Origin of the sequence: Nocardioides terrae (assembly GCF_900112345.1) — a bacterium.
Lineage (GTDB): Bacteria > Actinomycetota > Actinomycetes > Propionibacteriales > Nocardioidaceae > Nocardioides > Nocardioides terrae.
This window is the reverse complement of record NZ_FOLB01000009.1, coordinates 126,594-144,144: the sequence shown is the minus strand read 5'-3', so window position 1 is coordinate 144,144 and position 17,551 is coordinate 126,594. Positions and strand designations below refer to the sequence as shown.

The window sequence follows — 17,551 nt, the reverse complement described above, 5'->3', positions numbered from 1 at the left end:
TTGAGTTGGTCCATGGCCAGACCGGTGCGGGTCGTCGTCGGAGTCGTCCTCGTGCTCCTCGGTCTCCGGTGGGCGGGTAGCCGTGGCCGCAAGCCCTGAGGGGGCCCCGGTCGGCCGCCGGGTCGTGCTCGGCCTGCTCGGCCTGGGGGCCGTCGGCGTGGTCACCGGCAGCAAGGTCCAGGCCGGCCTGAGCGACCTCCTGACCCCGCTGCAGCTGCGCGACCCCACCGGCCTCACCGGCCTGGTGCCGCTCGGCGACACCTGGCGCTACTACTCCGTCACCGGCGCGGTCACCCCGCGCGACGCCGCGTCGTACGCCCTGGGCATCTCCGGCCTGGTGGACCACCCGGCGACGTACTCGCTGGCCGATCTGAAGGCGTTGCCGCAGACCTCGTTCACCGACACGTTCCAGTGCGTGACCGGCTGGCGCGTGCCCGAGGTGCCGTGGTCAGGGGTCCGGGTGGCCGACCTGCTCGCGACGGCCACGCCCGCCGCCGACGCGGTGGGCGTGCGCTTCGGCTCCTTCGACGGCACCTACTCGGTCAACATGACGCTCGAGCAGGCGCGCCGGGACGACGTCATCGTGGCGCTCGCGATGTACGGCAAGCCGGTCACCCACGCCCACGGCGGGCCGGTGCGGATCTACTCCGGCTCGATGTACGGCTACAAGTCGACCAAGTGGCTCTCCCGCATCGAGGTGACCCCGGACAACCGGCCGGGCTACTGGGAGGACCGCGGCTATCCGCTGAACGGGATCATCGATGAGTGACGCGCTCGAGCTCGCCAGGTTCACCAGGGCCGAGCGAGCGGTGCACCTGCTCGTCGCGATCCTCATGGTCTCGTGCCTGGTCACCGCCGCGATCCTCTACAACGGCTCCTTGATGCTCATGGTCGGCCACCGCCACGTCGTCGAGACGGTGCACGTCTGGAGCGGCCTCGCGCTGCCGATCCCGATGGTGGCCGGCCTCGCCTCTGCGGCCTACCGGTTCGACGTACGACGGCTCAACCGGTTCACTCCCTCCGACTGGACCTGGCTGCGCAGCCGGTCGAGGCGCGACGGCACGATCCGTGTCGGCAAGTTCAACGCCGGCCAGAAGGTCAACGCGTGGCTGGTGGCCGGCTCGACGGGCGTCCTGCTCGGGACCGGTGTCCTCATGTACTGGACCGGGCTGGTCCGCCTGGCGTTCCGTTCGGGCGCGACCTTCGTCCATGACTGGTCCGCCCTCGCGCTCGGGCTGCTGGTGATCGGCCACATCGTCTATGCGTTCCGGGACCCCGAGGCCCGCCGCGGGATGCGCACCGGACGGGTCACCGCCCGCTGGGCGCGGGCCGAGCACACTGCGTGGGCGGACGAGATCGCCGACGCCGAGGGCGATTACCGGCGCGCTGCCCCGTGAGCGTCGCCCGCTTCGTGAGGTCACCGGCTTCAAGCGGGTCGTGAGCGCCAGCCGGGCTCAGTCCACCTGACTGAGATGCACCATGGCGTCGTACAGCTGCTGGTCGGTCATCGGCGGCTCGGGGATCGGGTGGGCCCGCTCCGCGCGGTAGGCGTCGAGCATGAGGTGGAGGTGCCGTCGCCACGCGTTGGGCGCGGTGGTGCTGGTGGCGTCGATCATCCGGCCGTTCGACCAGATGAGGTTGACGATGTCGCCCTGGCTGAGATCGGCGCGCACCCGGCCGGCGTCCTGCGCGCGAGCGAGGACGTCCCCGATGTGTCGGCACATCTGGTCATGGATGCGCTCGGTCTCGGCGTTGTCGGTGAACCGGCGGGAGAGGAAGTCGTTGAAGCCCCGGTCACCGGCCTGCATGGCGAAGAGGTTCTCCAGGTAGTGGACGAATCCGTCCCAGGGGTCCTCGATCGCCAGCGCCTCGGCGGCGCCGGCCATGAACTCGTCCAGCCGCGGCCGGAAGGCGGCCATGAGGAGGTCCATGCGCGTCGGGAAGTGGCGGTAGAGCGTGCCGATCGAGACACCCGCCTCGCGGGCGATCTTCTCCAGGGAGGCATCGACGCCATGCCTGGCGAACTCGCGTCGGGCCGCCTCGACGAGGCGGTCGCGACGCTCCTGCGCGTCACGGCGCAGCGGTCTTCGCTCGACGCCATTCGCTCCCATGCCTCGGATCGTACCCCGATTTGAGGCACCCCTCCGGAATAAGGTGAGGGGTGCCTCCGTTGTTACGAGCGAACCGGAGGGGTGCCTCACGTTTGGGCCCTCCACTGATCCCGTCACGGAAGAAGGCCACCTCGTGAGCACCATCACCATCATCGGAGCCGGCAACATGGCCACTGCCATCGGCACTCGGGCGGCTGAGAGCGGCCACACCGTCGAGATCATGAGCCGCAACCCGGCTCATGCGCAGGCCACCGCCGACCGGATCGGCAACGGCGCCGTGGCCGGCACCTACGGCTCGGTCCCCGCGGGCGACATCGTGGTCCTGGCCGTCCTCCACCAGGCCGCACTCGACGTCGTCGCCCACTACGGCGCCGGGCTGGCCGGCAAGGTCCTCGTCGACATCACCAACCCGTTCAACGCGGACGGCACCGGCATCCTGACGACCGAGGGCCACTCGATGACCCAGCAGATCGCCGCCGCGGTCCCCGACGGCACGCACGTGATCAAGGCGTTCAACACGATCTTCGGCCACGTGCTCGCCGAGGGAGGGCCGCACGACGTGCTCTTCGCCGGCGACAGCCCCGAGGCGCGGGCGCGGTTCGCGGAGCTCGTGACGAGCCTCGGCATGCGGCCGCTCGACACCGGCGGGCTCGAGAGCACCTACGTCCTCGAGTGGACGGCCATCCTCCTGATGGGACTGGCCCGCAACGGCGCCGGGTGGAACGTCGCGCTGCGCGCGGACGTCGGCTGACGGTAGCCAAGCGGACGGGGCGGGCAGTTCGCTGCCCGTCCCGTCCGTCCGCCCGAACCGGGCTCGCCGGCGTCAGCCGAGGTGCGTGACGGGCTGGCACATAAGCCGGGTTCTGTCCTCCGAAGAGGGGCGACCATCCATCTCGGACCGCCGTTGCCGGCGGCCTCCAGCGGTCTACCCGGATGCTCGGGCGAGCCGCCCTCGAACGCATCCTGTCTGACCTTGCTCCAGGTGGGGTTTACCTAGCCGTCCCAGTCACCTGGGGCGCTGGTGGTCTCTTACACCACCGTTTCACCCTTACCGCGCCCGGAGGCACGGCGGTCTGCTTTCTGTGGCACTGTCCCGCGGGTCTCCCCGGGTGGGCGTTACCCACCACCTTGCTCTGTGGAGCCCGGACTTTCCTCGACGCCTCCCTTTCGTGTGGAAGGCGACGCGGTCGCCCGGCCAGCCCGTCACGCGTGAGCAACAGTACGGCCGTGCGGACCGCGGGCGCACGTCGGTGACTCAAAGCCGGCGCGATCGCCGCGGGCGAGGACGTGACGGCCGTCGGTACCGCGGCGCGGGAATGACGACACAATGAGAAGCGTTCTCATGCCGTGACCGACAACGACTTCCAGCTCACCGCGCCGGCGATCGTCTTCCCGGGTCAGGGCCCGGAGTCGGCGTACCGCACCGCCTATGACCTGCTCGCCCGTCGCGCCCCCAACGAGGCGCTCGACCTCATCGAGCAGGCGCTCGCGCACGACCCGCGCAACACCGGGCTGCGCTGCCTGCGGGCGTGGGCGTTCATGATCCGCGCGCAGCTGCAGAAGGCCGAGGCGGAGCTGCGCTCCCTCGTCGAGGAGACGCCCGACGACGTCTGGTCGCGGCACGCGCTCGGCCGGGTGCTCGAGCGGCAGAGCCGGCTCGAGGAGGCGCTGCCGCACCTGAGGATGGCGGCGGTGATGAGCGGCGACATCGAGCACGAGCTCGCGATGCTGCGCGTGGAGCGGCTGCTGCTGACGAGGCCCCAGAACGGGTAACTTCACCGCATGAGTGAAGGTGGCTTCTGGTTCTGTCTCAAGCACCACACCGTCGAGGGCCCCGAGGGATGTCCGAACAAGGACCGGCTCGGCCCCTACGACACCGCGGCCGAGGCCGAGCAGGCGCTCGGCAAGGTCGAGGAGCGCAACGAGGCGTGGGAGCACGACCCCGACTGGAACGACGACGACGGCGCCGATCCCGAGCAGTAGGAGTCAGCGCCGAAGCGCCGCGGTCGGCACCCGCGGCAGCAGAACCTCGCGCAGATTTTCTGCCGAGCCGCGCATGCCGGCGGCGCTGCCGGGTACCGAGGGCTCAGCCCCGCCGACTCACGCAGACGGCGGGGCGTATTCTTTGCTGTGGCTGCAGAGGCCGTTGTGGCCGTTGAGTCACACCTCGAGCGGCTAGAGCCAGCCGTTCCCCTCGGCCGTCAGCACGGCCTCGGCACGAGTGGTCGCGCCGGTCTTGCCGATCGCCGCCGACAGGTGGTTCCGGACGGTTCCCTCCGAGAGGAAGAGCCGCTTCGAGATCGCCGCCACGGTGGATCCGTCCCGCGCCGCACGGAGCACCTCGGTCTCCCGGGGCGTCAGGGGCGACTCGCCGGCGACGAGGCTGTCCGTCGCCAGCTGCGGGTCGACGACGCGCAAGCCGCGGTGGACCTTGCGAACCGCGTCCGCGAGCTCGGCCGCAGGAGTGTCCTTCACGACGAAGCCGTGCGCACCGGCCTGCAGCGCCCGGCGCAGGAAGCCGGGCCGGCCGAAGGTCGTCACGATCAGGACCCGCGTGCCGGGCGCCTTCGCGCGCACCAGGGCGGTGGCGGCGATGCCGTCCATGCCGGGCATCTCGACGTCGAGCAGTGCCACGTCCGGCCGGTGCTCCAGCACCGCGGGCAGGACCTCGTCGCCCGAGCCGACCTCGGCCACCACCTCGAGGTCCCGCTCGAGGTTGAGCAGCGCGGCGAGTGCGCCGCGGACCAGCGCCTGGTCGTCGGCGAGCAGCAGGCGGATCACCGGATCGCTCATGCACTCACCTGCAGGCTGAAGCCCGGCTCGAGCGACCGCGTCACGAGCGTCGCGCCGACCGCGGCGGAGCGCTCACGCAGGCCGGTGAGCCCGGAGCCGTCGTCGGCCACCTCCGGCCCGCGGCCGTCGTCCCGGATCTCGGCGCTGGTGGGCGTCAGCACGATCTCGCACGAGTGGGCGCCCGAGTGCCGGATGACGTTGGTGACGCCCTCCCGCACCGTCCAGGCGAACAGCTCCCGCAGCTGCGACGGCACGTCGTCGGTCGACTGCGGCAGCCGCGACTCGATGCCCGCCGCGGCCAGAGCCTCGCGGGCCCGGGCCAGCTCCCCGGGCAGGGTCAGCTCGCGATAGCCGCTCACCGCCCGGCGTACGTCCGCCAGCGCATCGCGGGAGAGCCGCTCCAGGTCGGCCAGCTCGGCGCGCGCCCGCTCCGGGTCGATGTCGACGAGCCGCTGGGCGAGCTCGGCCTTGACCGTGATGACGGTGAGCGAGTGCCCGAGGATGTCGTGGAGGTCGCGGGCGAAGCGGTTGCGCTCGTTCTCGACCGCGAGCCGGGCGTTCTCCTGCTCGGAGTCCAGCAGGTCGAGGTTGCGCCGCATGACCGTGCGCATCCCGAAGATGGCGACCGTGGCCGCGGTGATCCCGAACACCAGCCCGATCTGGCCGCCCCAGTCGTTGGCGGCGCTCAGGGCCAGCGACGCGGCGATCAGGAGAGCGGCCACCACCACCGCGCGCTTGAGCGGCAGCGTCATGACGGCGGCGACGGCGATGTAGACGGTGCACGCCAGGCCGGTCTCGCCCAGGCAGGCCACCATCGCGGCGCCGAGTGCGGTCATGCCGCCGAGGTAGGGGAGCGCGAAGGACACCGGCGCGTCGGACACCGTGAGCCGGCCGCGGACGTGTCGCGCCCGGCTCCACAGCACCATGTAGAACGCCGCGAAGGCCACCGTGGCGACGATGCCGAGGACACCTCGGACCTCGTCGCGATGACGCCAGCCCTCGGTCAGCGGGTCGAGCAGGAAGAAGAGCCAGACGCCCGCGAACAACGGGCCGAGCCGACCCACCTGGGTCGGCCCGGTCCGCTGCTCGCTCATGGCGCGAAGGTTAGTCACACCCGCGCCGTGTCCTTGCTCATCCGCCACGCCGCGCCGAGCACGAAGACCGCGAACCAGCCCACGGCGTTGACGATCGCGAACCACGGCAGCTCGTGCGTCAGGGGGGAGCGGGCGACCTCGGCGACGCCGTACATCGGGGTCCAGTAGGCGACCTGACGGACGACCTCGGCGTACTGGTCGATCGGGATGAAGACGCCACCGAGGAAGGAGAGCAGGGCCAGACCCGGGCCGAGGATCTGCATCGCGTTCTCACCGGGCACCAGGTAGCCGATGAAGACGCCGAGCGCGGCGAACGTCATGGTGCAGAAGAGCGTCACGAACGCGGCGCCGACCCACACGCCGGTCGGCATCACGGCGCGGCCCTGCAGGACGCCGACGAGGTTGACCATGGCGATCGCCAGGGCGCCCATGCAGAGTGCCACCAGCGCCTTGGTGAGGATGTATGCGATCGGGTGCAGGGGAGTGAGGCGCAGCTGGCGCGACCAGCCCAGCGCCCGCTCCATGGCGACCATGGACCCGGTGGCCGCGGCGGTCAGGGCGGCGCCGTAGAGCGCCATCGAGATGAGGATGTAGGCCGCGACGTTGCCCGCGCCGGCCTTGTCGTCCCAGCCGTCCTGGTTGCCGACGGTCAGCAGCAGCGCCGCCGGCAGGACGAGGGTGAAGACGATCGTGCGGCGGTTGCGCAGCATCCGGAAGAGCTCGATGCGCAGCAGCGTCACGTTGAAGGCGCCCAGGGGCGGGACGCGGCGGGCGGGTACGTCGTTCGCGGCGGGTGTCGCTGCGGGTGTCGCTGCGGGTGTCCCTGCGGGTGTCATGGCGCTCATCGGGTGGCCTCCTGCGTCTGCTCGGCGCCGGCCGTCAGGCTCAGGAACGCCTCTTCGAGGTTCTTGGACGTGATCTCCAGGTCGCGTGCCGGCGTCCGCGTGAGCAGGAACCGGGCGACCTCGTCGGAGGCTCCCTGCTTGGCGGCATGCACCAGCACCTGCTCCCCGCGTACGTCGACCTGGTCGACGCCCGGCAGGGCCGCGAGTGCGGCGTGGTCGGGCTCGCCGGTCTCCCGCGGCCAGGTCGCCCGGACGGTGCGACCCTCGGCCAGGGCACGGATCTCGGCGCCACTGCCGTCGGCGACGATGCGGCCCTGGCTGATCAGCACGATCCGGTCGGCGTACTGGTCGGCCTCCTCGAGGTAGTGCGTGGCGAAGAGGACGGTGCGCCCCTTCTCCGCGTCCTGGCGGATGGCGCTCCAGAACGTGCGGCGGCCCTCGACGTCCATGCCCGTCGTGGGCTCGTCGAGCAGGAGCAGCGCCGGGTCGGGCAGCAGCGCCATCGCGAACCGGAGTCGCTGCTGCTCACCGCCGGAGCACTTGCCGACCTTGCGGTCGGCGATCGCGGTGATGCCGGCGTTCTCGAGCGCCCGGTCGACGGGGAGGGTGTCGGCGAAGAGGCTGGCGGTGTACTCGACCGTCTCGCGGACGGTGAGGTCCTTGATGAGGCCGCCGGTCTGCATGACGGCGGACACCAGGCCGTGGGCGACGGCCTGGCGGGGCGCCATGCCGAGGACCTCGGCCGCACCGCTGGTGGGCTGCGAGAGGCCGAGGATCATGTCGATGGTGGTCGTCTTGCCCGCGCCGTTGGGGCCGAGGAACGCCACGACCTCGCCCTGGGCGAGCTCGAGGTCGATCCCGCGGACCGCGTGGACGGGGCCGAAGTCTTTCGTCACGCCGGTCAGGCGAACGGCAGGAGTGGTCATGCCTCAAGCATCGCGTCCCGATGGATCAGTCGCGTAGAGCGTTTGCCATGTCGGTGCCATGACATCTGTCAGGGCGGCTGGTCCTCGGCCGGCGAGTGGCGGCTCAGTGCGGGTGGACCCGCAGGATGACGTCGCGCCCGCCGCCGTTGTCGGTGGTCACCAGCAGGTCGCCGTTGCGCGCGACCGCAGCGGTCCGCAGCCGACCGTGCCCGGTCAGCGCCGTGCGCTCGTCGAGCAGCCGCCCCGAGCGACTGAGGTGGAGCAGCATGAGCTTCTCGTTCTTGAGGACCGCGACGGCGAGCCAGCCGCGGTAGCCCTTCCACCTGCGCCGGTTCGGGATGAAGGTGGCGCCGCTCGTCGCGTCGGTGCTGGGACCGGACGACCACACCGCGGCCACCTGCGCGCCGGGCAGCGACTGGTCGGTCATCGGGACCGACTCGTTGTAGCCGGGCACCGGGTTGTAGCCGTAGTCGCCGCCGCGGACCAGCCGGTTGACCTCGTCGTCGCGGAAGGTGCCCTGCTCGACCGACCACAGCGAGCCGTCGCGGCGCTGGGCCAGGCCCTGCACGTTGCGGTGGCCGTAGGTGTCGATGAGCCGCGTCCTGGGGTCCGGGCTGCTCAGGAACGGGTTGCGCCGCCACGGCGCACCGGTGAAGCGGTCGACCCGCAGCGTCTTGCCCCCGAGCGAGGTCAGGCTGCGCGGGTTGGTCCCCGTCGCGGCGTCGCCGGTGCCGATCAGGAGCGAGCCGTCGCGTGCGATGAGGAGGCGGCACCCGCCGTGGCGGCCGCTGGTCGAGGGCAGGCCCGCGACGAGGGTCCGGACCGGTCGCGCCTGCTTGAGGTGCCTGGTCAGCCGCCACGCGATCACCCGCACGTCGTGGGACGCGTCGGTGCCCCAGCCCTGGCAGGTGTAGATGCGGTGGTTGCGGCGCCAATGCGGATCGACCTCCAGGCCCATCAGCCCGGTCTCACCGCTGCTCCAGATCCGCTCGCCGACGAGCGGGATCATCCGCTTGTGCCCGTGGCGTACGACGCTCAGCGTCTTGCGCGACCGCTCGGTCACCAGAAGGCGTCCCTTGGTGATCGGCGCGACGTCCCACGGATGGTCGAGACCGCCGGCGACGACCCTCACCCGCAGCGTCGGGAGCGCCGCGTCGGCCGGCGGGGCGGCGGTCAGCATGCCGCTGACCAGGGCGATGAGGACGAGCCCGAGACGGATCCGCATGGGCTGTCGGTACCCAGGCTCGGTCAGAAGGTGTGCTCGGGTGCGGGGAAGCTGCCGTCCTTGACCTCGGAGACGTAGGTGCGCGCGCCATCGAGGAGGACCGAGTTCACGTCGGCGTACCGCTTGACGAACCGTGGCACCCGGCCGGTGTTGAGGCCGAAGGCGTCCTGCCAGACGAGCACCTGGCCGTCGGTCTCGCTGCCCGCGCCGATGCCGATCGTGGGGATGGCGAGCTCCTTGGTGACCTCGGTGGCCACGTCGCCCGGAACCATCTCGAGGACGACCGCGAAGGCGCCGGCGTCCTGCACCGCCCGCGCGTCCTGGAGGACGCCTTCCGCGCCGGCGCCGCGGCCCTGGACGCGGTAGCCGCCGAGGGTGTGCTCGGACTGCGGCGTGAAGCCGATGTGGGCGCAGACGGGGATGCCGCCCCGGGTGAGCTTCTGGATCTGGGGCGCCATGTCGACGCCGCCCTCCAGCTTCACAGCGGCCACCTCGGCCTCCTTCATGAGGCGGGCGGCGGAGTGGTAGGCCTGCTCGGGCGAGGCCTGGTAGGTGCCGAACGGCAGGTCGCCGATCACCAGTGCCCGCTTGGCGCCGCGCACCACGCCGCGCGCCATCACGATCATCTCGTCGAGCGTGACCGGAACGGTCGAGGAGTAGCCGAGGACGGTGTTGCCGCCGGAGTCGCCGACCAGGATCGTGTCGATGCCCGCCTCGTCCCAGATGCGCGCCGTCATCAGGTCGTACGACGTCAGCATCGTGAACTTCTCGCCCGTCTCCTTCCACTCGCGCAGGTGGTGGGTGCGGACCCTCTTGACCGACGGCGCGGCGGGCGCGCTCGCACCGCCGTAGGGAGCGGATTCCTCAGTGCTCATCGTCGAGCCTCTCGTGACATCTCGCGGCTCCCTGTTGGAGTCCACGGACCGCTGTCCACGCTAGCCCCGGGACCACCCCTCGCGCGCTGTGTCGGTGGTCACGCCGAGCGGCCGGCGAGGGCGCGTCCCTAGACTCCCCACGTGGACTTCTACTCGGCCTACGCCCACGGCTTCGCCCGCGTCGCGGCGGTCACCGTTCCGATCGCGGTCGGGGACCCGGCGACCAACGCCGCCACGGTCATCGACCAGGTCCGCGAGTGCCACGAGGAGGGCGTCGCCGTCGCGGTCTTCCCCGAGCTGTGCCTGTCGGGCTACGCGATCGACGACCTCTTCCTCCAGGACACCCTGCTGGGCGCCGTCGAGACGGCGCTCGTGCGGATCGTCGCCGAGACCGCGTCGCTGCTGCCGGTCGTGGTCGTCGGCGCGCCGATCGTCTACGGCAACCGGGTGCTCAACGCCGCCGTCGTCATCAACCGCGGCGAGATCCTCGGTGTCGTGCCGAAGTCGAACCTGCCCACCTACCGCGAGTTCTACGAGCGCCGCTGGTTCGCGCCCGGTGACGACATCGACGACGTCGTCCAGGTCGGCGGCCTGGAGGTGCCGATCAGCCCGCGGCTGCTCTTCCGTGCCACCGACGTCCCCGGCCTGACCGTCCACGTCGAGGTCTGCGAGGACATGTGGGTGCCCGTGCCGCCGAGTGCGCAGGCGGCGCTGGCCGGAGCCACCGTGCTCTGCAACCTGAGCGCCAGCCCGGTCACCGTCGGCCGCAGCGAGAGCCGCCGCCAGCTGGTGCAGAGCTCCAGCCTCCGCTGCATGGCCGCCTACCTCTACACGGCCGCCGGCCCGGGGGAGTCGACCACCGACCTGTCCTGGGACGGGCAGACGATGGTCTACGAGGCCGGCGACCTGCTCGGCGAGTCCGAGCGGTTCCCGGACGGTCCGCGCCGCACCGTCGCCGACGTCGACCTCGCCCGCATCCGGGCCGAGCGGCTGCGCCAGGGCACCTTCGACGACAACCGCCGGAGCAACGAGCCGACCAGCGCGGGCTTCCACGTCGTCGACTTCACGCTGTCGCCGCCGGCGGGCGACATCGGCCTGCGCCGCAAGGTCGACCGCTTCCCGTTCGTCCCCGACGACGCCGACCGGCTCGCGCTGGACTGCTACGAGGCCTACAACATCCAGGTCTCCGGCCTCGAGCAGCGGCTCCGCTCGATCCCGGGGGACCCGAAGATCGTCATCGGGGTCAGCGGCGGCCTCGACTCCACCCACGCACTCATCGTCGCGGCCAACGCCATGGACCGGCTGGGGAGGCCGCGCAGCGACATCCTCGCCTTCACCCTGCCCGGGTTCGCCACCTCCGACGAGACCAAGGGCAACGCCGTCGAGCTGATGAAGGCGCTCGGGACGACCTACGAGACCATCGACATCACGCCTGCGGCCAAGCAGATGCTGCACGACCTCGACCACCCGTTCGCGGGCGGCGAGCCGGTCTACGACGTGACCTTCGAGAACGTCCAGGCCGGCCTGCGGACCGACTACCTCTTCCGCGCGGCCAACCAGCGCGGCGGGATCGTGCTCGGCACCGGCGACCTCTCCGAGCTCGCGCTCGGGTGGTGCACCTACGGCGTGGGCGACCAGATGTCCCACTACAACGTCAATGCCGGCGTGCCGAAGACGCTCATCCAGCACCTGATCCGCTGGGTGATCTCGACCGAGCAGTTCGACGAGCGCACCGACGTGGTGCTGCAGACGATCCTCGACCAGGAGATCAGCCCCGAGCTGGTGCCGGTCGAGAAGGGCGAGAAGCCGCAGAGCACCGAGGACAAGGTCGGCCCCTACGCGCTGCAGGACTTCAACCTCTTCCACCTGGTCCGCAACGGCTCCCGGCCGAGCAAGATCGCCTTCATCGCCTGGCACGCCTGGCACGACACGGCCCGCGGCGAGTGGCCGCCGGGCTACCCCGAGGCCAAGCACGTCGCCTACGACCTCGGCGAGATCAGGTCGTGGCTCGAGGTGTTCATCAAGCGGTTCTTCGCCAACCAGTTCAAGCGGTCGGCCCTGCCCAACGGCCCGAAGGTCAGCAACGGCGGCACGATGAGCCCGCGGGGTGACTGGCGGATGCCGTCGGACGCCTCCCCTGCGGCCTGGCTGGCCGACCTCGACGACGTACCGATCGCCTGACGTCCTCACGCGCGCAACGCCGCCCAGCCCAGGGCGGCGAGCGCGCCGGTCGACGTGACCGTGCGAGCCACGTTCCACCTCACCCACGCGCTCTCGAACGCCTCCCGGGCGGCGCCGGGGTGAGCCGACCCGGCTCGGGTGAGCGCGTCGTTGAGCGGCACGTTGCCGGCCACGGTGATGAGGAACGTGAGCACGGCGAGCACCAGCCCGGCGGTGATCCAGCCGCGGCCGGGCCCCACGACCAGGGCCACTCCGGCGAGCAGCGGCGCGCCGAGGAAGGTGAGCATGAAGACGGGGTTCACGATCGCGGCGTTCATGTGGTTCAGCGCGGTCACGAAGGTCTTGTCGTCGGCGCGCGCGAGCCCGGGCATCACCCCGCACGCCCAGACGTAGTAGGTGCCGGCCTGCAGGCCGGCGGCGACGGTGGCGAGGAGCAGGACGAGAGTGCGGAAGGTCATGGGACCAGTCCAGCCGGGTCCGGCGTACGCCGACATCGTCACGCCACGCGACGACATACGCGATCGTCTACGCTCATCGCCGATGGACGGACTTTCCGCCGTGCTCGAGGGGCCCCGCGCGCACGGGGCCTTCCTGGTGCGCTGCCTGATGGGCTCTCCGTGGGCGATCCGGATCGCCGACGAGGTGCCGCTGAGCCTCACCGCCGTCGTCCGGGGCGAGCCGTGGGCGGTGCCGGACGCGCAGCCGCCGATCCCCCTCCGCCCCGGTGACGTCGTGGTCGCTCTCGGGCAGCCGCACTGGACGATCGCGGACGGCCCGACGACGGCCGTGACGGCGACGATCCGGCCGGGGCAGGAGTGCTACGCGCCCGACGGAAGCCGGCTCACCGAGGCCTTCGACCTCGGCGTCCGCAGCTGGGGCAACGACGCGTCCGGCGACACCGTGATGCTCAGCGGCTCCTACCTGCTCGAGGGCGAGGTCAGCCGCCGGCTGCTCCGCGCGCTGCCGCCGCTCTTCGTGGTCAACGAGGCCGAGCTCGGCTCACCGCTCATCGGGCTGCTCGACGCCGAGATCGTGCGCGCCGACCCGGGACAGGACGCGGTCCTCGACCGGCTGCTGGACCTGCTCCTCATCGCGGTCCTGCGAGCGTGGTTCTCCCGGCCGGACGCGCAGGCGCCGGGCTGGTACCTCGCCCTCGGCGACGAGGTCGCCGGCCCCGCGCTGCGGCTGATGCAGGAGCGGCCCGCCGACCCGTGGTCGGTGGAGGTCCTCGCGTCCGCCTGCAACGTCTCGCGGGCGGCGTTCGCGCGACGCTTCGCCACGCTCGTCGGTGAGCCGCCGCTCACCTTCCTGACGCGGTGGCGGCTGGCGCTCGCCGCCGACCTGCTCGCCGACCCCGGGCGCACCCTGGAGTCGGTCGCCCGGCAGGTCGGCTACAGCACCCCCTTCGCGCTGAGCAGCGCCTTCAAGCGCGAGTACGGCGTCAGCCCGCGAGAGTTCCGGACGCGGGTCGGCTGACGGCGGACCCGCGACCCATCGCGGCCGTCACCAGTGGAACATCGTCCCGTCGCGCAGCCGGTTCACGGGCAGGGAGGCGGGCTGGTACGGGTACTCTGCGGCCTTCTCCAGGTCGATGTCGACACCCAGCCCGGGCTCCTCGCCGACGTGCAGCATCCCGTCCTCGAAGTGGTAGGAGTGCGGGAAGACCGCGTCGGTCTCGGGGGTGTGCTGCATGTACTCCTGCAGCCCGAAGTTGGGGATGGCCGTGTCCACGTGCAGCGCGGCGGCCAGGCAGACGGGGGAGAGGTCTGTGGCGCCATGGGACCCGCTGCGCACGTCGTAGAGCGCGGCCAGGTCGAAGATCCGGCGCAGGTGGGTGATGCCGCCGGCGTGCACGACGGTGGTCCGGATGTAGTCGATGAGGCGCTCGCGGATCAGCAGCTCGCAGTCGTAGATCGAGCTGAACACCTCGCCGGTCGCGATCGGGGTCGTCGTGTGCTGGCGCAGGTGGCGGTAGCCGTCCTGCAGCTCGGCCGGGACCGGGTCCTCCAGCCAGGTCAGGTGGAACGGCTCGAGCTCCTTGCCGAGTCGGGCGGCCTCGTTGGGGGTGAGCCGGTGGTGCACGTCGTGCAGCAGCCGGGGCAGCGGTCCCAGCTCCCGGCGTACGGCCTCGAAGAGCCGGGGGGTGTGGTCGAGGTAGGCCTCGGTGTCCCAGACGTTCTCGGTCGGGACGGCCGCGTCCGCCGGCTCGTAGGCGTGCGTGCCGGCGGTGCTCACGCCGCCGATGCCGTACGTCGACTCCAGACCCGGGATCGCGGACTGGACCCGGACCGCGCGGTAGCCCTCGTCCAGGAAGCGGGCGGCGTCCTCGACGGCCGCCTCGACCGTGTCGCCGGAGGCGTGTCCGTAGACCGTCACGCCGTCGCGGGCGCGTCCGCCGAGCAGCTGGTAGACCGGCAGGCCGGCGACCTTGCCCTTGATGTCCCACAGCGCGGTGTCGACGCCGGCGATCGCGGTCATCGTAACCGGGCCGCGTCGCCAGTAGGCGCCGCGGTAGAGGTAGTGCCAGGTGTCGTCGGTGCGCAGCGGGTCGCGGCCGACCAGCTGGGCCGCGAGGTGGTCGCGCAGGTAGGACGCGACCGCGAGCTCGCGCCCGTTGAGGGTCGCGTCGCCCACTCCGGTCACCCCCTCGTCGGTCGTGATCCGCACGGTGACGAAGTTGCGGCCCGGGCAGGTGACGACGACGTCGACGTCGGTGATCCTCATCGGGTGAGCTCCTTGCTGTGGTCGAGCACGGCGGCGGTCAGGTCCCGGTCGTCTGCCAGGGACTGGTCCAGCGCGGCGAGCACGCGGGGGACGGCCTCGGCGAGCGGTCCGGCCGCCGCGGCCTGCAGCTCGGCCGCCAGCGGGTCGGCGACCGGTGCGCCGTGCCCGCGCAGGTGGGCGACCCAGGCGGCGAGCGCCCGGGCACCGGCGTGCGGCATCCGGCCCACGGCGCGCTCGGCCCGGACGACCGGCAGCACCCGGACCGGCAGCTTCTGCGAGCCGTCCGAGGCGATCTGGGCGAGCAGGTGCCGGATCGAGGGGTTGGCGTAGCGCTCCAACAGGGCGGCGCGGTAGTGCTCGAGCCCGGGCAGGGCCAGATGGCGCGACGCCTCGTCCCACCACTCCTCGACCCAGCCGCGGCAGTGGGGGTCCGCGATCGCGTCGGCGACGGTCCGGTGGCCGAGGACGCTGCCGGCATAGGCGAGCAGCGAGTGCGAGCCGTTGAGCAGCCACAGCTTGCGGGTCTCGTAGGGGGTCACGTCGTCCACGAGGAGCGCCCCGGCCTTCTCCCACGCCGGCCGTCCGCCGGGGAACGAGCCCGCCAGCGTCCACTCAGTGAAGGGCTCGGTGACGACCGGGCAGGCGTCGTCGAGACCGGTGAGGCGACGCACGGCCTCGATGTCGGCGGGCGTGGTGCGCGGGGTGATCCGGTCGACCTCCGTGTCGACGAAGGACACGTTCGCCTCCAGCCACGCGAGCACGTCGGAGGAGACCTCGGCCGCCAGCTCGGTGACCACGCGGCGCACCGCGGCGCCGTTGCCGAGCAGGTTGTCGCACGGCACCACGGCGAGTGGTCCGGCGTCGCTCGCGGCCCGGGCCGCCAGCGCGGCGACCAGGCGGCCCGGCACCGTGCGGAAGCCGGTCCGCGCGCCACCGCGCAGCGTCGCCACGTCGGCGGCGACGTCGGGGGAGTCGAGGTCCAGTCCGCCCGCGGCCGTGCGGTGGTACGCCGCCTCCGTGACCGTCAGGGTCAGCAGCCGGACCTCGGGGCTGGCCAGCGTGGCCAGCCAGGCTGCCGTGTCGGCGCCCGGGTGGGCACTGCTGACGGAGCCGACGCTGGTGGCCTCGTCGCCGTCGGGCCCGCGGACCAGCAGCGTGTAGAGGCCGTCCTGGGCGGTGAGCTGGTCGGCCAGCAGCAGGCTGCGCCCGGTGAAGGCGGCGATGCCCCACTCCTCGGCGTCGGGGGCGAGCGCGGTGTAGGCCGCCTGGTGGGCACGGAAGAACGCCCCCAGCCCGAGGTGCGCGGCAGCGACGGGCGCGGCCGGGCCCGACCGCGACGGTCCCATCACAGCCGGAAGACCCGTCGCGGCTGCCCGTCGACCAGGTCGACCGCCGTCTCGAGCGCCTCGTCGAGGTCGAGCCGGTGCTCGCCGACGAGCCGCGCGAGGTAGGCCGCGTCCAGCCGGCGCGCCATGTCGTGGCGGGCGGGGATGGAGCAGAAGGCGCGGGTGTCGTCGACGAAGCCCGAGGTCCGGCTGAAGCCCGCCGTCTCGGTCACCGCCTCGCGGAAGCGGGTGATCGCGTCGGGCGCGTCGAGGAACCACCAGGGTGCGCCGACGTAGACCGATGGGTAGAACCCGGCCAGCGGCGCGAGCTCGCGCGACCAGACCGTCTCGTCGAGGGTGAAGAGCACCAGGTGCAGGCCGGGGTGCGTGCCGTAGCGCTCCAGCAGCGGCCGCAGCGCGGTGGTGTACTCCGTGCGCCGTGGGATGTCGGAGCCGGTGTCGGGCCCGTAGGCGTGGAAGCTCGGCGCGTGGTGGTTGCGGCTCGACCCCGGGTGCAGCGTCATCACCAGGCCGTCGTCGCACGACATCCGCGCCATCTCCACGACCATGTGGCGGCGGAAGGCCAGCGCCTCGGCCGCGGTCACCTGCCCGGCGTACGCCGACCGGTAGATGCGCTCGGCGTCACGGGCGTCGAGCGGCTCGGCGACGGCGTCGTCGTGGCCGTGGTCGGCGGAGACGGCGCCGTGCTCGACGAAGTACCGGCGACGTGCCTCCAGCGCGGCGATGTAGCCGGCGTAGTCACCGGTCTCGATCCCGGCGACCTCGCCGAGGTGGTCGACGGCCTTGCACCAGTCGGCGCGGTCCGGCTCGAGGTAGCGGTCCGGCCGGAAGGTCGGCGCCACCCGGGCGGTCCAGGTCGGGTCCGAGGCGAGCGCGGCGTGGGCCGCGAGGTCGTCGGCCGGGTCGTCGGTGGTGGCGAGGAACGCGATGCCGAACCGCTCGAACAGCGCGCGGGGGCGGTAGTCCGCGCCGGCCAGCCGCTCGGCGACCCGGTCGTAGAGCGCGTCGGCGTTCTGGGCCGACGGTCGCTCGGTCACCCCGAAGATGTCGGCGAGCTCGGTGTCGAGCCAGAACCGCACCGGCGTGCCGCGGAAGAGCGGCCAGCGCTCGCACAGCACCCGCCACACGGCCCGCGCCGCCGGCTCGGTCAGCGGCCCACGGCCCACGCCGAGGTCGGCCAGCGAGACGCCGTCGGCGTGCAGCAGTCGGGTGACGTAGTGGTCGGGCGTCACGAACAGGGCGGCCGGGTCGCGGAAGGGCTCGTCGTCGACGAGGAGCTGGGCGGGCACGTGTCCGTGCGGCGAGAGGATCGGCAGCTCACGGACCGCCGCGTAGAGCTCGCGGGCGATGGCGCGCAGGCCCGGCTCGGCCGGCAGGAGCCGGTCCGGATGGAGTCGGAGGGGGCTCGGCATGGGGCTCATCGTTCGGGCG

Annotated in this window: 18 protein-coding genes and 1 other RNA gene; 7 read left to right on the top strand and 12 right to left on the bottom strand. The window is 72.2% G+C overall.

Translation table 11 applies throughout. The features are described 5' to 3' along the window. Positions 1-82: 82 nt before the first annotated feature. Positions 83-769, top strand: coding sequence for a molybdopterin-dependent oxidoreductase (locus BM236_RS13230; RefSeq protein ID WP_091124571.1), 687 nt, complete (start codon positions 83-85; stop codon positions 767-769). Then, positions 762-1,397 (top strand): cytochrome b/b6 domain-containing protein, encoded by a 636-nt coding sequence (locus tag BM236_RS13225; RefSeq protein ID WP_091124569.1) that lies wholly within the window; start codon positions 762-764, stop codon positions 1,395-1,397. Before BM236_RS13230 ends, BM236_RS13225 begins: the two co-directional genes overlap by 8 nt. Positions 1,398-1,454: 57 nt before the next feature. Here the strand turns inward: BM236_RS13225 and BM236_RS13220 are convergent, their stop codons facing one another. Beyond that, complete coding sequence (locus tag BM236_RS13220) at positions 1,455-2,111, bottom strand: TetR/AcrR family transcriptional regulator (RefSeq protein WP_091124567.1); 657 nt, start codon at positions 2,109-2,111, stop codon at positions 1,455-1,457. 133 nt (positions 2,112-2,244) lie between these two features. On the opposite strand from BM236_RS13220, the gene BM236_RS13215 reads away from it, so the two are divergent. Beyond that, positions 2,245-2,862: an NADPH-dependent F420 reductase gene (locus tag BM236_RS13215; RefSeq protein WP_091124565.1), complete on the top strand. Its 618-nt coding sequence runs from the start codon at positions 2,245-2,247 to the stop codon at positions 2,860-2,862. 85 nt (positions 2,863-2,947) lie between these two features. Here the strand turns inward: BM236_RS13215 and rnpB are convergent. Beyond that, an RNA gene (rnpB, locus tag BM236_RS13210) (RNase P RNA component class A) lies at positions 2,948-3,314 on the bottom strand. A gap of 144 nt (positions 3,315-3,458) precedes the next feature. On the opposite strand from rnpB, the gene BM236_RS13205 reads away from it, so the two are divergent. Together BM236_RS13205 and BM236_RS13200 are read left to right on the top strand one after the other, a co-directional pair. Beyond that, complete coding sequence (locus BM236_RS13205) at positions 3,459-3,884, top strand: tetratricopeptide repeat protein (protein ID WP_091124563.1); 426 nt, start codon at positions 3,459-3,461, stop codon at positions 3,882-3,884. A gap of 9 nt (positions 3,885-3,893) precedes the next feature. Beyond that, complete coding sequence (locus tag BM236_RS13200) at positions 3,894-4,094, top strand: hypothetical protein (RefSeq protein ID WP_091124561.1); 201 nt, start codon at positions 3,894-3,896, stop codon at positions 4,092-4,094. A gap of 192 nt (positions 4,095-4,286) precedes the next feature. Here BM236_RS13200 and BM236_RS13195 read toward each other — a convergent pair whose 3' ends face one another. From BM236_RS13195 to panB, 6 genes are all read right to left on the bottom strand, one after another. Then, complete coding sequence (locus BM236_RS13195; protein WP_091124559.1) at positions 4,287-4,904, bottom strand: response regulator transcription factor; 618 nt, start codon at positions 4,902-4,904, stop codon at positions 4,287-4,289. After that, on the bottom strand, positions 4,901-5,998 hold the full coding sequence (locus tag BM236_RS13190) for a sensor histidine kinase (protein ID WP_091124557.1): 1,098 nt from the start codon (positions 5,996-5,998) through the stop codon (positions 4,901-4,903). Before BM236_RS13190 ends, BM236_RS13195 begins: the two co-directional genes overlap by 4 nt. A gap of 14 nt (positions 5,999-6,012) precedes the next feature. Then, a complete protein-coding gene (locus BM236_RS13185; RefSeq protein WP_245750320.1) occupies positions 6,013-6,843 on the bottom strand; it encodes an ABC transporter permease in 831 nt (276 codons plus the stop codon). Beyond that, on the bottom strand, positions 6,840-7,769 hold the full coding sequence (locus BM236_RS13180; protein WP_091124554.1) for an ABC transporter ATP-binding protein: 930 nt from the start codon (positions 7,767-7,769) through the stop codon (positions 6,840-6,842). Before BM236_RS13180 ends, BM236_RS13185 begins: the two co-directional genes overlap by 4 nt. Positions 7,770-7,872: 103 nt before the next feature. Then, positions 7,873-8,994: a PQQ-dependent sugar dehydrogenase gene (locus BM236_RS13175; RefSeq protein ID WP_091124551.1), complete on the bottom strand. Its 1,122-nt coding sequence runs from the start codon at positions 8,992-8,994 to the stop codon at positions 7,873-7,875. A gap of 23 nt (positions 8,995-9,017) precedes the next feature. Further along, the gene (gene panB, locus BM236_RS13170) at positions 9,018-9,869 is read right to left on the bottom strand and encodes a 3-methyl-2-oxobutanoate hydroxymethyltransferase (RefSeq protein WP_091124549.1); all 852 of its coding nucleotides are present in this window, start codon (positions 9,867-9,869) and stop codon (positions 9,018-9,020) included. Positions 9,870-10,010: 141 nt separating this feature from the next. Here panB and BM236_RS13165 point away from each other — a divergent pair, with 141 nt between their 5' ends. Further along, on the top strand, positions 10,011-12,050 hold the full coding sequence (locus tag BM236_RS13165; protein ID WP_091124547.1) for an NAD(+) synthase: 2,040 nt from the start codon (positions 10,011-10,013) through the stop codon (positions 12,048-12,050). Positions 12,051-12,055: 5 nt separating this feature from the next. On the opposite strand, the gene BM236_RS13160 is transcribed toward BM236_RS13165, so the two are convergent. Further along, on the bottom strand, positions 12,056-12,508 hold the full coding sequence (locus BM236_RS13160; protein ID WP_091124544.1) for an anthrone oxygenase family protein: 453 nt from the start codon (positions 12,506-12,508) through the stop codon (positions 12,056-12,058). An 82-nt stretch (positions 12,509-12,590) separates the two neighbouring features. Here BM236_RS13160 and BM236_RS13155 point away from each other — a divergent pair, with 82 nt between their 5' ends. Continuing rightward, positions 12,591-13,526 carry an AraC family transcriptional regulator gene (locus BM236_RS13155; RefSeq protein WP_091124541.1) on the top strand — a complete coding sequence of 312 codons (936 nt, stop codon included), beginning with the start codon at positions 12,591-12,593 and terminating at the stop codon, positions 13,524-13,526. Positions 13,527-13,553: 27 nt separating this feature from the next. Here the strand turns inward: BM236_RS13155 and manD are convergent, their stop codons facing one another. From manD to uxaC, 3 genes are read right to left on the bottom strand one after another with little or no spacing between them, the layout of a single operon-like run. Further along, positions 13,554-14,774, bottom strand: a complete 1,221-nt coding sequence (manD, locus tag BM236_RS13150) for a D-mannonate dehydratase ManD (RefSeq protein WP_091124540.1) — start codon at positions 14,772-14,774, stop codon at positions 13,554-13,556. After that, positions 14,771-16,120, bottom strand: coding sequence for a mannitol dehydrogenase family protein (locus BM236_RS13145; RefSeq protein ID WP_091124538.1), 1,350 nt, complete (start codon positions 16,118-16,120; stop codon positions 14,771-14,773). The genes manD and BM236_RS13145 overlap by 4 nt, the downstream gene beginning before the upstream one ends. Continuing rightward, positions 16,120-17,532 (bottom strand): glucuronate isomerase, encoded by a 1,413-nt coding sequence (gene uxaC / locus BM236_RS13140; protein WP_091124536.1) that lies wholly within the window; start codon positions 17,530-17,532, stop codon positions 16,120-16,122. Before uxaC ends, BM236_RS13145 begins: the two co-directional genes overlap by 1 nt. Positions 17,533-17,551 lie beyond the last annotated feature (19 nt).

Coding starts and splice junctions, on each gene's coding strand:
- uxaC (WP_091124536.1), bottom strand. CDS start 17,532: ATGCCGAGCCCCCTCCGACTCCATCCGGACCGGCTCCTGCCGGCCGAG.
- BM236_RS13220 (WP_091124567.1), bottom strand. CDS start 2,111: ATGGGAGCGAATGGCGTCGAGCGAAGACCGCTGCGCCGTGACGCGCAG.
- BM236_RS13190 (WP_091124557.1), bottom strand. CDS start 5,998: ATGAGCGAGCAGCGGACCGGGCCGACCCAGGTGGGTCGGCTCGGCCCG.
- BM236_RS13185 (WP_245750320.1), bottom strand. CDS start 6,843: ATGAGCGCCATGACACCCGCAGGGACACCCGCAGCGACACCCGCAGCG.
- BM236_RS13160 (WP_091124544.1), bottom strand. CDS start 12,508: ATGACCTTCCGCACTCTCGTCCTGCTCCTCGCCACCGTCGCCGCCGGC.
- BM236_RS13225 (WP_091124569.1), top strand. CDS start 762: ATGAGTGACGCGCTCGAGCTCGCCAGGTTCACCAGGGCCGAGCGAGCG.
- manD (WP_091124540.1), bottom strand. CDS start 14,774: ATGAGGATCACCGACGTCGACGTCGTCGTCACCTGCCCGGGCCGCAAC.
- BM236_RS13175 (WP_091124551.1), bottom strand. CDS start 8,994: ATGCGGATCCGTCTCGGGCTCGTCCTCATCGCCCTGGTCAGCGGCATG.
- panB (WP_091124549.1), bottom strand. CDS start 9,869: ATGAGCACTGAGGAATCCGCTCCCTACGGCGGTGCGAGCGCGCCCGCC.
- BM236_RS13180 (WP_091124554.1), bottom strand. CDS start 7,769: ATGACCACTCCTGCCGTTCGCCTGACCGGCGTGACGAAAGACTTCGGC.
- BM236_RS13195 (WP_091124559.1), bottom strand. CDS start 4,904: ATGAGCGATCCGGTGATCCGCCTGCTGCTCGCCGACGACCAGGCGCTG.
- BM236_RS13200 (WP_091124561.1), top strand. CDS start 3,894: ATGAGTGAAGGTGGCTTCTGGTTCTGTCTCAAGCACCACACCGTCGAG.
- BM236_RS13155 (WP_091124541.1), top strand. CDS start 12,591: ATGGACGGACTTTCCGCCGTGCTCGAGGGGCCCCGCGCGCACGGGGCC.
- BM236_RS13145 (WP_091124538.1), bottom strand. CDS start 16,120: ATGGGACCGTCGCGGTCGGGCCCGGCCGCGCCCGTCGCTGCCGCGCAC.